8 protein-coding genes are annotated in these 15,805 nt (G+C 33.4%); all 8 read left to right on the top strand.

Annotated elements, in window-relative coordinates:
• Positions 1–85 precede the first annotated feature (85 nt).
• The 8 genes from fucP to K5R64_RS11980 all read left to right on the top strand — a co-directional run bounded on the left by fucP (position 86) and on the right by K5R64_RS11980 (position 15,671).
• A complete protein-coding gene (fucP, locus tag K5R64_RS12015; RefSeq protein ID WP_220763735.1) occupies positions 86–1,408 on the top strand; it encodes an L-fucose:H+ symporter permease in 1,323 nt (440 codons plus the stop codon).
• Positions 1,409–1,413: 5 nt separating this feature from the next.
• Complete coding sequence (locus tag K5R64_RS12010) at positions 1,414–1,758, top strand: L-rhamnose mutarotase (protein WP_220763733.1); 345 nt, start codon at positions 1,414–1,416, stop codon at positions 1,756–1,758.
• A 458-nt stretch (positions 1,759–2,216) separates the two neighbouring features.
• Positions 2,217–5,261, top strand: a complete 3,045-nt coding sequence (locus tag K5R64_RS12005; protein WP_255580364.1) for a TonB-dependent receptor — start codon at positions 2,217–2,219, stop codon at positions 5,259–5,261.
• Positions 5,262–5,298: 37 nt separating this feature from the next.
• Positions 5,299–7,089 carry a RagB/SusD family nutrient uptake outer membrane protein gene (locus tag K5R64_RS12000; protein ID WP_220763730.1) on the top strand — a complete coding sequence of 597 codons (1,791 nt, stop codon included), beginning with the start codon at positions 5,299–5,301 and terminating at the stop codon, positions 7,087–7,089.
• Between the two features lie 49 nt (positions 7,090–7,138).
• A complete protein-coding gene (locus K5R64_RS11995) occupies positions 7,139–8,737 on the top strand; it encodes a SwmB domain-containing protein (protein WP_220763729.1) in 1,599 nt (532 codons plus the stop codon).
• A 324-nt stretch (positions 8,738–9,061) separates the two neighbouring features.
• Positions 9,062–12,208 carry a TonB-dependent receptor gene (locus K5R64_RS11990; RefSeq protein WP_220763728.1) on the top strand — a complete coding sequence of 1,049 codons (3,147 nt, stop codon included), beginning with the start codon at positions 9,062–9,064 and terminating at the stop codon, positions 12,206–12,208.
• A 47-nt stretch (positions 12,209–12,255) separates the two neighbouring features.
• A complete protein-coding gene (locus K5R64_RS11985; protein ID WP_220763727.1) occupies positions 12,256–14,028 on the top strand; it encodes a RagB/SusD family nutrient uptake outer membrane protein in 1,773 nt (590 codons plus the stop codon).
• A gap of 32 nt (positions 14,029–14,060) precedes the next feature.
• On the top strand, positions 14,061–15,671 hold the full coding sequence (locus tag K5R64_RS11980; protein ID WP_220763726.1) for a hypothetical protein: 1,611 nt from the start codon (positions 14,061–14,063) through the stop codon (positions 15,669–15,671).
• The last annotated feature ends 134 nt before the right edge of the window (positions 15,672–15,805 follow it).

Below are 15,805 nucleotides of genomic sequence, written 5' to 3'. Positions count from 1 at the left end.
CTATTAAAGACAATCCTTATATCGAAGAAGAAGAATCTTTAATAATTTGCACCTAAAAATTAACTAACCTTAAAAAATATTTGCAATGGCGCAAACAGCTAAAATCTCAGTAGTTCGTAAAGACCTACTTTTTCCTTTTGTCATCATCACTTCCCTGTTTGCATTATGGGGAATTGCCAACGATTTGACCAATCCAATGGTATCAGCATTTAAAAAAGTAATGCCCGAATTGTCTAATATGCAGGCTTCATTAGTGCAATTTGCATTTTATTTTGGCTATTTCTTTATGGCCTTACCTGCAGCACTTTTTATTAGAAAGTACAGTTACAAGTCGGGAATAATAGTTGGTTTACTTTTATATGCAACAGGGGCATTTTTATTCTATCCTGCTGCGGCTTATCAAGATTATACCTATTTTCTACTTTCTTTATGGATTATCACTTGTGGACTGGCTTTTCTTGAAACCACATCCAATCCGTTAATTTTATTCTTAGGAGATCCCGAAACGGCTACCCAACGATTGAATTTAGCGCAAGCTTTCAACCCCATTGGTTCGTTATCAGGAATGATTATGGCACAAGTTTTTGTAATCAATGCCTTAAAGTCGGATGATTATTCAGAAGTAGCTTATAAAGCTTTGTCCTCAGATGAGGTAGCTGCGATTAGAGAAAATGACTTAAATGTTATCAGCGGACCTTACATTGGATTAGGAGTTTTGGTTTTGATTATTTTAGGGATTATTATTTTTACTAAAATGCCTAAAACTGCCGAAGAAGATAAAATGTCTTTATCAGAGTCGTTTGCCAAATTATTCGCTAATAAAAACTACAAATTAGGTGTGGTAGCGCAAGCTTTTTATGTTGGGGCACAAATTATGTGTTGGACATTTATTTTCCAGTATGTAGATAACATTAACCAAACTTTCGGACTGGAATTGACTGCTACTTATTTTAATGTGGCTGCAATGATTGTTTTCTTAATAGGAAGATGGATTGGTACTGCCTTAATGAAAACCGTTAATCCTTCTAAAATTTTAATGTTTTTTGGTATTGGTGGAGTGGTTTGTTGTGCAGGAGCCATCCTTTTACAAGGGACGCCAGGATTAATTTCATTGGTTGCTATTTCGGTATTTATGTCTATTATGTTCCCTACTATTTATGGTATTGCTTTAAAAAACATGGGAGAAGAAGCTAAAATTGGTTCGGCTGGTTTGGTGATGGCTATCGTTGGTGGTGCTTTGATGCCAGTATTACAAGGAAGTATTTTAGACTGGGGAGGACCTGGGTTTTCTGATGTGAAAATTTTAGGATTCATTCCTGAGGTTAATTTCTCCTTTATCTTGCCTTTAATCTGTTTATCAGTGGTTGCATTTTATGGTTATTCTACTTTTCAACAATCAAAAAAATAAAAAAAATGGGAATAACACGTCATTGTTTTTCATGTGATTTGAAAGACGATTCTAAATTAATAGCGGAGTATAAAGCATACCATGCCGAGGGTAAAGCATGGCCAGAAATAACTAAAAGTATTAAAGAAGCTGGAATTGTAGACATGCAAATTTACCTTACTGGAAATCGTATGTTTATGATTATGGAAGTAGATGGAACTTTTAATCCAGCTAAGAAAGCGGAGATGGATGCTACTAATCCTAAAGTACAAGAATGGGAAAACTTAATGTGGAATTACCAACAAGAATTACCATGGGCAAAAGAAGGAGAAAAATGGATTCCTTTAGAAAAAGTTTTTCAATTAATTTAACATTTTAAATGTTAAAATATGCAAATGGCTATCTGTAAAGATGGCCTTTTTTTGTTTTCTATGTTTGTTAAGTTCTAATCTTCTAGCGGATACATTAACTAGATAAAAACTAGACAAATCTTTTTTTTATAAAATTATTGGTGTTTTAAAGTTAAATTTATAGTTGCTTTTTTTTCGACTAAAGCCTTTGTATTGTTAGTGTTAATAGTTTTAGTCTAGTTTTTTTCAAGTTGAAAACGAATGAATTGATAGCTTTTAAGAATAATACCACATTAAGTTTAAATATAAATGTTATATTTACAAATGAATTATTTCGTGTCTAACATTTGTTTTAGGATTTAAAACATATGTTATACACCCCTAGGTAAAAAAGCCTGATATTTGTTAATTAAATCTAAAAACCAAACTAAATTATGAATTTAAAACTTCTCATTGATTCGAAGCTAAAAACTATTGTAATGACTTTATTACTATTTTTTGGCTATGGGTTGATTCACGCACAAAACAATGTTGTAAAAGGAAAAGTACTCGACAATCAAGGGGCACTACCAGGTGTTAGTGTCCTTGTTAAAGGAACTACAACAGGAACTATTACTGATTTTGATGGTAATTATACCATCAAGGCAAAACCCACAGATGTGTTGGTGTTCTCTTATTTAGGTTATGAAAATATGGAAACTAAAATAGCCAATAGGAACACCATTAACATTATATTAAAATCTAAGGTATCCTCATTAGATGAAGTGGTAATTGTAGGGTATGGTGTTCAGAAAAAGAAAGAAGTTACAGGAGCTGTAAGTCGTGTTAAAGAAGAGGATGTGGCTAAATCAGCTACGGCCGACTTAGGTTCGGCACTTCAAGGATTGATTGCTGGTGTAAATGTAACAGCTAGTTCAGGGGATCCGGGTGCTGAAGCGAATGTACAAATACGAGGGTTATCGTCGGTATTAGGAAATAACAGACCACTTTATGTTGTGGATGGAATTCCTTACGACAACAATCCGAATATCAGTATGAATGAAATTGAAACCATTGATGTTCTAAAAGACGGTGCTTCGGCAGCAATATATGGTACACGTGGTTCAGCAGGGGTAATCTTGATTACAACCAAAAAACCACAAGCTGGTGTTATGAAAATTAGAATGGATAGCTATTATGGTGTTCAAAAAAATTTCAGACACATTCCTGTGCCAACTGTTGAGGAAAAATTATATATCCAATTTTTAAATAAGTACAATCAAAGTGGTACTGTTTTTGGAAATTCATGGACTACTATTCAAGCTAATCCAACACAATTAACGAACAATAGTAATTTTTACGATGTGATTGAAAATGACTTAGCGCCTATCCAAAGTCATAACCTGAGTATCTCAGGAGGAAAAGACGGTTTGTCGTATAACATAAATGGAGGTTTTTTTGGTCAAGAAGGTTCTTTAATTAAATCTAATTATGAGCGTTACAATGTAAGAGCCAATACGCAGTACAATAAAGGAAAGTGGAAAATTGCTACGGGTATGTCGGCCAGAAACGAATACACACAGTACTCACCATGGGGATTGATACTAGATGCTATAAGATATAACCCTTATGGAGTACAAGTAACTGCTGATCAAACTTCAATTGAGGATACTGGTGGCGATAATTCTGAAGCCACTCGTCTGTCTTATTTGGGGTATAAATTACAAACATCGGACAAAGCTTTTAGAGACTATTTTGATGGTAACATTAGTGCTGAATATAGTTTTACTAAAAACTTTAAATATACAGCGCGCGGGGCTGTAAGTTATGATAACTCAACAAGATACACCATTAATCCTTCTTTTATTGCTTATGATAATAAAGGGGATTTAGTACCAAGTCAACAATCAAAAGTGAGAAACTCAAGTTCTAGAGCTACTAAGCGAACTTTAGAGCATATTTTAAATTATAACAAAACTTTTGGTAAACACAATTTAGGCTTGACTGCAGTGTATTCAGCGGAGCGCTACCAATACAGTGAATTTTTTGCAGAAAAATTTGATATTGTTGATAATGATATCACGGTTTTAAATGGTGCTAATGGATTAGCTAATGCGGGTTCAGGAAACAATCAATGGACGCAAAATAGAGTTACTAAATTCATAGGTACCTTAGGAAGACTACAATACAATTATAAAGGGAAATACCTGATGAGTTTAAGCGCTCGTCGTGACGGATCTTCTAAATTTAACGAACAACACTATGAATGGTTCCCTTCGGCTTCTTTAGGATGGAATGTTTCTGACGAAGATTTTTGGAAACCATTTAAAAGTACGGTATCTACTTTCAAAACTAGAATGAGTAGAGGTACAACAGGGAACTCAGGTGTTGGTGATTATTCATATAGTGCAGGTATTGTTTTAAACAATGATTATGTTTTGGGATCAGGAGCAACTGACCAAAATTATATTCAAGGGGCAACCCAAACTTCATTCGCAAACAAAAATGTAAAATGGGAAACTTCTGTATCGACTAACTTAGGTTTTGATTTTGGTTTTTTTAATAACAAATTAACCTTGACTTCTGACTTTTATGTAACGGAAAAGAGAGATATGCTATTCCCTGTTTTACTACCTCCTTCTGCTGGAGGTGGATCTGGATCTGATGTAGTTTTAAATGTAGGAGATATGAGGAATACAGGTATCGAATATTCCTTAAATTATCGTACGGGTAAGAAATTCAAACACAACTTGAATGTAAACTTTACTAAAAACACCAATACCGTTACTAAAATGAGTGGAACCAACAAATTATTATATTTTGATGATAGTACGGTTTCTGGACACAGTAATGATCAAGACAAGGTATCAGCATTAGCAGAGGGGTATATTGCAGGTGCTTATTTCTTAATGAAAACGGATGGTGTAATTCAAAACGAAGCTGAATTACTAGAATATCAAAAAATAGATCCTACGGCAAAATTAGGAGATTTGAGATACGTAGATGCTGATGGTGATGGCAAAATCACGAATGATGACCGTCGATTTGCGGGTAGTGGAACTCCTGATTTTGAATTAGGATTAAATTATTCAGCAGAATATAAAAACTTTGATTTCTCAATGCAATGGTATGGATCTTTTGGTGCTGAAGTCATTAACGGTGGAAAAGCATTAGGATATAAAGAATCGAATAACAAAGATTTAATTTACCAGTGGAGTCCCCAAAATCAAACATCAAATGTACCAGCTGATAGAGGTGCATTACATAATAATTACAGAGGATGGTCAGATTATTGGTTAGAGGACGGAACTTTTGTAAGACTTCGTAACATATCATTAGGTTATACGGTACCTAAGAAAGTAATTGATAAATTAACCTTATCTAAATTACGTTTTTTTGTAACAGCTCAAAATCCTTTAAGATTGACAAATTACACAGGGTATGACCCAGAGGTAGGTAATAATGGTTTAAGTACTCGTGGAATAGACAAAGGAACAGTACCTCAAAGTTCCAAAATTACAGCTGGTATGCAGTTAGAATTTTAATAAAGTAAACGAACCAACTTAAAAAAATAAAAAAACAATGAAAAAATATATATATCCCAAACTTTTAGTTGTTTTGGCAATAGTCCTAACAGTAACAAGTTGCCAAAAAGACTGGTTGACAGAGACCAATCCAAATTTGATTTCAACCGATAATTTTTGGAGAGATACTAAAGATTTGCAAACAGGCTTGACAGCAGTTTATAAAGCTTTTTCTTCTTCTCAAAATCATGCACTTATTCAAGAGTTAGCTCGTACGGATTTAGCTTGGGCAAATGGATTTCAGAGACCTAGTAACACAAATCCTTATTATTTGCAAATTTTTACTAATGCAGAAACACCTATTAATAATAAATGGGCTGCTAATTATACGACCATTTTTAGAGCCAATCAAGTGATTCTAGCTGCTGAAAGAATTATTCCTACTTTAACGGTAGCTGCGGATATAGAATTGGCTAACAAAATAGTAGCGCAAGCCCGTTTTTTAAGAGGTTTTCATTACTTTAATCTATATCATTCATTTAACGAAGGAAAATTGCCTATTTTTGAAAATGTACCAGTTAATGAAACCGATTTTTACAAACCCCTTGAAACAGCCGAAACAGTTAAAAATTTCTTTTTAGCAGATTTACAATTTGCAGCTAAAAATTTACCTCCTACATGGCCAGGAAAAGAAAAAGGTAGAGTAACGGCAGGAGCTGCAGAGGCTTTGATTGGTCAAACTTATTTATATGAAAATAATTTTGTAGAAGCGGCTCCTTATTTTAAGAGAGTTATTGAGAACTACGGATATAAGTTAATGCCTAATATTGGAAGTAACTTTACAACCATGGATGAATTGAACGATGAATCTATCCTTGAAATTTCATATGCAACAGGTTATACTGATAATTATAATAATTATGACTGGAGAGATGTTGCGAGTACTGCCGGATTACAATTACAATTTACAGGGGTTTCAGGAACTTATTTTGGTGCGGTTGCTGCCAACTGGTTGATTAAAGAATACCGTAATGACCCTATGGACACCCAGGATGAACGTAATTATACAATTGATAAAACAACTGGTAACAAACGTTTAAGAAAATTCAGTTTAAGAACTTCTTGGTCTGTGGCTCTAGTTGATGATATTGATATGCCTTACTATCTAAGAGCAGAAACGGGTCAAGCTGCCAATTTTAATGTTAATATGACTTGTTTTTGGAGAAAACATACTAATTGGGATATCACAAGAGGTGAAAATATTCTTTCACCAGGGAGAGTCCGTTCAGGAATAAATGAAAGGTTAATTCGTTTAGCAGGAATACATTTGCAATATGCGGAATGTTTGATTGAAATGGGGCAAGTAGATGAGGCATTAGTTCAAATAAACAAAGTAAGAAGACGTTCGGGCTTACAATTATTAGGACTCGTAGGTACAGGAGAATTCCCTACTAATGACCATGACAATATAACTTATACTGTTGAAACTTTAAGAAAACATTTAAGATATAAAGAATATCCATTGGAATTATCTGCTGAGGGTTACGGTTGTGAAAGAAATGTTGACTTGAGAAGATGGGGGATAAAAAAACAACGTTTTCAAGAATTAGCTGCTCGTAGGTATTATGCACAACATTATGTTGTAAAAGATGAAATTACTGGTAACAATGTAACAAGATGGCAATCAATTGTAACTGAAGTTGCCCCAACTGACCCATTAGCCAATCCGGCATGGAACGAATTTCAAGAGGCAGCCAAAAATTATAATGAAGCTGCACATGCTTATTTTCCTCTACCAAATGGTGAGATTATAACCAATCCTAGATTGTACGAAAATGTTATTAATTAATTTTCTAGGTGTAGTATTAAAACAAACTAGAATTAAAAATATAAATAAGATGAAAAATAAATTAATCATAATGGGACTAGTATTATCTGGTATCTTCTTTGGATGTCAAACTGAATACGAAGCACCAAACTCTTTAAGTGATGTTGGTTTTTATAATAGTGCTGGAACAGTAAATACACTCAATGTTGCCTTAAACAAATTTATGTCTTTTACTGATTTATCGCAAGGAACGATAGAGCATAGCTGGATAATTGAAAAAGACGTTAATTTTCTTAAAGGCCCGATTAAAACAAGTGATACAAATTATACTGTTATCAATAAAGGAGATACGATTACAAAGGATTTAACGGTCATCTTACAATTCAATAAAGCGGGATGGAGTAAGGTAAGACTTTACAATGTGTTCAAAGACTCTGTAACTTTTAGAGGAAACACCAATGGAGTAAATTATTTTAAGGGTTCTGTCAAAATAGCTCCAAACAGATGGGTAATTGATACGACATTTATGGTTAAAGTATATGATACCATTCACCCTCAATTTAAAGTGAAGCAAAATGATATAACGCTTAATCTTAATAATAAAGATACTATTTATGTAGAAGCAGGGGATAAGTTGCATTTTTCTGATTTAACTACCCAAGGAGAGCCATCAGGACGTACGTGGTCAATCAGAACTGTGACTGCTCCAGTAACTGTAGTGGCAACTAGCACTAGCGCTGAAGCTGAGATTATATTTAAAAAGTTAGGTGTTTTTACAGCTAGTTTAAATGTAACCCGTTCAGGTCAAGACATTCCAACTGCTTCAAAGACGGTAGTGATTAGTCGTCCCATAAAAGTTATTGCTTCAACTAAACCATTTGTACTTTCAGGTACTATTAAAGAATTGGAAAATGAAACGATTCAGATTCCTTTTGCAGGAGAATTTGCAGCTTTCTCAGATCCGAAAGCAAGTTTTACAGTAAAGTTAAATGGTTCAACAGCTGCCATAGGGTCAGTTACTTTGAATGCTACGGATAAAACGATTTTAGATCTTAAACTCACTCAAAAAATATATCGTCCTGATGTGATTACGATTTCATATAGTGGAACCACATTAAAATCAACAGACGACCGAGTATTACAGCCTTTTTCTGATATTAAAGTAGCAATGCACGATGTTAATTTACTAGGTACTCCAGGTCTTGCAGGATTTGAAGATGGTGGTGTTGCTTGGAAAAAATATTCATCAAGTGATGCACCTGCTGTAATATCTACTGAAAAACCTTTTGCTGGAAATTACAGTGCAAAATTATCATTAACAACAGGTCTTAAAGAATCATCAGTTTCTACATTACCCGCAGGAGGAACTAATTTTCCAGCTATTGTTAATAAAACAGGAGCCAATTATGTGGTTACTTGGAAAATGTTCATTACACCAGAATCTGATATTGTTGGGAAAAGTATGGGGTTATTTTACATCCCTGCATGGACACAAATTTTTGTGAATTTAGCCGATAAACCAAAAGGACAATGGTTTACTGTTACAGGTGAAATTCCAGCTCAAACTTTAACTGGATTATATTTACGTTTGTTAGATAACAATAAATCAACAAATGTAACTTTATTTATTGATGATTTAAAAATTGTTGAAAAAGAAGTAAGACCTTAATTATATAGTTTTAATTAATTTATAAAGAGCTCGATATTATATCGAGCTCTTTTTTTTTTAACATAAAATGATACAATTAACTAATAGTAAAATAATAACTCAGTAATTAGAAAAAAAATATATTATGATGCAATTTGTAAATAACCTTCAGAATCTTAACATTCATTAACATTCATTAACATTCATTAACATTCATTAACATTCATTAACATTCATTAACATTCATTAACATTTTATCCATATGTTGCAATGATAAAAACATATGTTACAAGTTATATATTCCTTTATTGAAACCTTTGTGTTCTAAATTTAAACAACCAAATTATGAAATTCAAACTATTAATTAATTGGAAACTCAAAGTTCATTTAATAACACTTCTGTTATTATCCTGTTTTGATGTAACACACGCACAAACGTCACAAATAATAACAGGGAAAGTATCTGATGAAGGAGGCGCTTTACCAGGGGTAAGTGTGCTTGTAAAAGGAACTAAAACAGGAACTATAACAAATTTTGACGGTATTTATCAAATAAAAGCTAAAGATACTGATGTCTTAGTTTTTAGTTTTTTAGGCTATGGAAAAAAAGAAATTAAAGTAGCAGGAAAAAAACAAATTAATGTTGTCTTGGATTCTGATGTAACTAATCTTAAAGACGTTGTCGTAATTGGTTATGGTACTCAGAAAAAGAAAGAAGTAACAGGCTCAGTAGGACAAATTCAGGCTGAGGATTTGATTAAGAACTCCACTTCTGATTTAGGACAGGCATTACAAGGGCAAATTACAGGAGTAAATGTAACAGCAAGTTCAGGAGAACCAGGAGCCGAATCTAATATTTCTATTAGAGGACTTAATTCGATTACAGGTTTTAATGGACCATTGTATATCGTAGATGGAATACCTCAAGATGGGAATCCTAATTTGAGTAATAACGAAATTGAAACTATTGATGTGTTAAAAGATGCCGCATCAGCAGCCATTTATGGAACTCGTGGTTCTGGAGGTGTTATTTTAATTACCACCAAAAAAGGAAAAGAAGGTAAAATGAAAATTAAATTAGATAGTTATTATGGAGTACAAAATATCTACTCTGAAATTCCTAAAGCTAATTTTGAAGAAGATTTGTATATCCGTTTTATGAAATTACAAACCGTAAACGGTTCTACTTTTAATAATTCATTTACTCCATTAGAGCAAAATGTTTCACAATTTACTAATAATACTGACTTATCTAAAAGGTTATTAATTGAAAATGCTCCTATTCAAAACCACTCTTTAAATGTTTCTGGAGGAGCTAAAGGAGCTACTTATAGCGTAGTAGGAACATTTTTTAATCAAGAAGGTTCAGTAATCAACTCGGGTTATGACCGTTTTAATATTAGAGCAAACTCACAATTAAGTAGCGGAAAATGGACCGTAACCACAGGATTTGGAGCTAGAGTAGATGATAGACAATTTTCTACTGGACAATTATTAACAAGCCTTTATACCTATCATCCTTATCAAGCCGATTTGATTCCAGGTGCTCCCGTAATTGACGAAGCAACGCAGCAAATATCAGATCAAAATACAACCTCGACTTTAAATGCATATATCAATAGGAAGGACAACAATAAAGGAACCAACTTTACTGGAAATATGACTATTGATTTTGAATTAACAAAAAATTTAAAATTAACCTCAAGAACAGGTATTGGATATACTAACAACAACAGAATTAGAATTAATCCAAGTTTTAAACTTTTTGATGTGGATGGAAATTCTATTCCTTCTCAAATACGTACAGGTGTTTATAACTATACCAGTAGTGCTAGTAATTACTCAATTGAAAACATTATTACTTACAAAAAATCATTTGGGAAACATAATTTCAATTTATTAGGGGTGTATTCAGCTGAACAATATAAATTTCAATCTTTTTCAGCTGAAAAGTTTGATTTATTTAATAATGACGTTACTGTACTTGATGGTGCAATTTCTGAAGATAGATTAATTAGTTCAGGCGCTAATGACAAGACTAACACACTGACTGGTGCATTAGCAAGATTGCAATACAATTACCAAGGAAAATACCTGTTAAGTGTAAGTGCTAGGCGAGATGGATCATCAAGATTTGGAAGTGCTAACAGATTTCAAACTTTTCCATCTGTATCAATGGGATGGAATATCTCTGATGAGGACTTTTGGAAGCCTTATAAAGACATAGCTAATAGCTTTAAAATGAGAGCGAGTTATGGTACCACTGGTAATCAAGGAATTGCAGATTATTCTTATGCTAACACCATTACACTTCAACAAGATTATGTATTAGGTGGTGGTTCGTCAAATGTGTTAGTAAATGGGGCAACACAAACAAGTTTTGGTAATCCAGATGTAAAATGGGAAACCTCTATTCAAAAAAATATTGGATTTGATCTTGCATTTCTGAAGAATAGACTTACGTTAACCACAGACCTTTATGAAACCAATAAAAAAGACTTGCTTTTACCCGTACTTTTGCCTAACTCAACAGGTGGAGCAGCAAATAATGGGGACAATGGGACTATTGTTCAAAACATTGGAGACATGAGAAATATTGGTATTGAGTATGCTTTAAATTATAAATCAAAAGGGAAAAACTTCAATTGGAACACGGCACTTACTTATTCTAAAAATCAAAACAGAATTACAAGGTTGAATGATGGAGTAACTATTTCCTATTTAGCTAATAGTGTTGTGGTACAAGGAGTTCCTAATGAAGATTTAGTTTCGGCCATTGCACTAGGTCATGAAGCAGGATCGTTTTTCTTAATTAAGACTAATGGAATTATAAAAACACAAGCAGAATTAGATGCTTACAATGCTGAATTTCCTGAGCTTGATGCTAAGTTGGGAGATTTAAGATTAGTTGATAATCTAACTGTAGATTCAAATGGAGATGGAATTCCAGACAAAGGCGATGGTGTAATTGATTCAAGAACGGACAGGCAATACGCAGGAAGTGGAACACCAGATTTTGAATTAGGTTGGAACTTTAATGCTTATTATAAAAATTTCGATTTTTCAATGCAATGGTATGGATCCTTTGGTGCTGAAGTGATCAATGGTAGTAAAGCAGCTGGATATAAATATGAAACTCATAAGGATTTAGTATTTGCTTGGAGTCCACAAAATCCTGACACTAATATTCCTGCAAATAGAGGACGTGATTATATCAACTTTAGAGGATATACCGATTATTGGTTAGAAGATGGCACATTTGCAAGATTAAAAAATATAGCTATTGGTTATAATTTTCCGAAGTCATTATTGAATAAATTGACCGTATCAAGATTAAGAGTCTATCTTGCCGCACAAAACATTATTACGTTGACTAAATACTCTGGATTTGACCCCGAAGTAGGTAATAATGGATTAAGTACTCGAGGAATCGATCGAGGAAATTATCCTATAACTTCTCAATTAAGAGCAGGTTTACAATTAGATTTTTAACTTATAAGTTAGTTTACAGAATGGTTTAACATTTAAACTTTGAAAAAATGAAAAAAATAATTAATACTAAAATAACGGTAATTTTAGCCCTAGCTATACTAATTGCTGGATGTAGCAATGATTTTTTGGATCAAAAAAATCCAAATGAAACGACTACCGATACTTTTTGGAGAGATGCCAATGATTTATCATTTGGACTTGTAGCAGTTTATAATGCGTTTAAAGATCAAGATATCATGTTACTTCGAGAAGAAACTTATCGTAGTGATATATCATGGCCTGGTTTTGGAAGGCCAACAACAGATAATGTTTATTATTTACAAACCTTTAATAATTCAGCAAGTGCACCTAACCTGAAGTGGGCTGCTTTGTACACTGGAATCTTTAGAGCTAATCAAGTAATAAAAGCTTATGAAAGAATAGCCCCAACCTTAACTAGAGAAGCTGATATTGCAAATGCGAAACTGTTTAACGCTGAAGCAAGAGCACTTAGAGGATTGTTTTATTTTTATTTATATACTTCCTTTAATAATGGTTCAGTACCGCTTTTTGATTTCGTTCCACTTGCAGGTAAAGACTTCCAACAACCTTTGAGCCCTGCAGAAACGATTAAAAATTTTTATATAAAGGATTTTGAGTTTTCTTTACCTCTTTTACCTAAAACATGGACTGCAACAAACAAAGGAAGAATGACGTCAGGGGCTGTGACGGCTTTGTTAGGACAAAGTTATCTTTATGAAAAAAATTATCCCAAAGCTGCCGAATTATTAAAAAAAGTAATTACCGATTTTGGATATACTTTAACTGCTGACATAGGAAGTAATTTTACAACAAGAGATGAGCACAACTCGGAGTCTATTTTAGAAATTAATTATTCAGTTGATTTTAAAAGCGGAATTGGAGTAAATGATGCACAACAAGTTTCTAATTCATTGGGTTCATTAATGACGCCTGCAACAGTAGGAGGATTTAGATCCTTATTACCATCATCTTGGTTGGTTATGGAATATAAAAATGAAAAACCAGATATTACTGACCCACGAAATGTTGCTGTAGCAGCTGATGGTACCACTAAAGTAAGAAAGTACAGTCTAAGAGCTTCGCAATCATTAGCCCTAGTTGATGACGAATTTACGCCTTATTATCAACGTTCTACAGCAGCTGAGGCTACGCCATTTAATGCTAATGAAACTGCTTATTTTAGAAAATATTCAAACTGGGATATTGTTTCTAATGAAAAACTAATAGCATCTTCATTTTACCGCTCTGGTATTAATTATCGAGTCCTTCGATTGGCTGATGTGTATCTAATGTATGCCGAAGCTTTAATTGCAGGAGGAACCAATAATGGAGGAGTAGAGGAAGCTTTATTATACATCAATAAAGTAAGAAGACGTTCAGCAGTTCAATTATTGGGACCTATTGGCTCTGGTGAATTTCCTTCAAATGACCATAATGATATCACTTATACTGCTCAAACTTTAATGAATCACTTAATGTATGTAGAAAGACCATTAGAATTAGCATTCGAAGGCCATGCGATAAGAACTATTGATATGAGACGTTGGGGGATTGCTAAAACACGTTTCCAAGAACTAGCTACTAGAAGATATTATGCTACTCATTATACCTTTAAAAGTTCCACAGGAGCAAATGTAACACGTTGGACTTCTGTTTTACATAATGCGAGTGAAAGTCCAACTACGCCAATTAACTCTAACTTCAGTGAATTTGGAAATACCGCCGTAAACTTTAATCCCGCAATTCATTCTTATTGGCCACTTCCTAATACAGAATTAGCTTCTAATAACAGCCTATAATTTTAAAAGGTTTAATTTAAAAAAAATATAAAATGAAAAATTTAATCAAAATATTTTGTTTACTAACAGTAGGCTTATTTGCTGGCTGTTCTAGTGATACTTACGAGGCTCCTGATACCATATCTGATGTGGGTTGGTACACTAGTGCGTTTAATTCAACAACAATGGTTGTAGGTAGGTTTAAATATATGTCTTTTTCTGATTTATCACAAGGTGAAACGAGTCATAAATGGACAATTGAAGAAGGGAATTTTTTCTTAAAAGGACCTATACCGTTAAAAGAAACAAGTTATAATAAATACATAACTAATCCTGGTACAACAGAAACCACAGACAAAACAATCCATGTACTATTTGCTAATCCTGGGGAGCAAAAAGTCCGACTTTATAATACGTTTAAAGATTCCGTTGCTTATAGATATGTGGTAAACACCTATTCAGGAGGTGTTACGATTCCTGTGAAAAAGACCTTTAGCTCAAAACGAGTAGGTAATGAATGGGTTATTGATACTACTTTTAATGTAAAAGTATATGATACTATTGTGCCTTTGATGCAAATAAAACAAAATGGAGTAGTGGTTTCTCACGAAAATCCTACAGATGTCATTACGGTTGAAGCAGGTGATAAATTGGAGTTTACGGATTTAACTACTCAAGGAGAACCTACAGCTCGTTCATGGAAAATTGGTACAGCTACAGGTTCATCAGTTGTCTCTACAATTACCTTTAATAAATTAGGTGATTTTAAAGGAACCTTTACTGTAAATAGATCTGGGAATAATATTCCTGCAGATAGTGACACTTATCAGATACCTGCAACTTTTAGAGTGATTCAATCTACAAAACCTTTTGAATTAACTGGAACAATCGCAGAACAAGAAAATGAAACAATTCGCATCCCTTTTAATGGAGAGTTTGAGCCTTTCATAACGGACCCTAAATCACATTTTACTGTAAAAGTTAATGGTATTGTATTTCCAATTAAATCAGTTAGCCTAGCTTCTACTGGAACGAGCTTAGATCTTGTATTAGTTGATAAAATCTACAGACCTGATGTTATTACTGTTTCCTATGATGGAACAAGTACTTTGAAGTCGGTAGATGAAAGAGTTCCAGGAGCATTTACAGATAAAACAGTTAAAATGCATGATGTAAACTTAATAGGCGATGAATTTGGTGGTTTTGAAAGTGGTACTGCTACATTTACGCCTACAGGAACAAGTGATGGTAGCTTCAGTTTTACAACTGAAAAGGCAGCTAGTGGTACTACTAGTTTAAAATTGGTTTTAACACCAGGTAAAGCAAAAGCAGAAATTTCAGCTCCTATAAATCCTGGAGTAGTTTTAAAACCTGGTAAAACCTATATTTTTAGATATAAATCGTACATCGTATCAGGGGCTACAGGTGTAGAAGCTCCTGCTCAAACAGGAATTGCTTTTAATAGTTATACCAATCAATTTTTTAGTACTGTAAGAGCTCCACGTCCAACAGATGTGTGGGAAACACAACAAAAAGACGCAACCTTTACAGATGTTTCGCTATCTACTTTATTCATAAGAATATTAGCCAATACTCCTCGAACAACTAATGTTACTGTATATATTGATGATATTTATATAGTTGAAAAAGAAGTTAGACCATAATGAGGTTTGTATTTTATAAGCGTCGTAAAATAGACTGAGAAGCTTTAGAGTAAATTAGTTAAAAACCAGTGGAATGTATTTCACTGGTTTTTTTATTAAAAGTATGTTTATTTCTTTATAAAACACATCTGTTT

Source organism: Flavobacterium sp. UMI-01 (genome assembly GCF_019656315.1).
Lineage (GTDB): Bacteria > Bacteroidota > Bacteroidia > Flavobacteriales > Flavobacteriaceae > Flavobacterium.
This window is presented reverse-complemented; position numbering and strand designations above follow the sequence as displayed.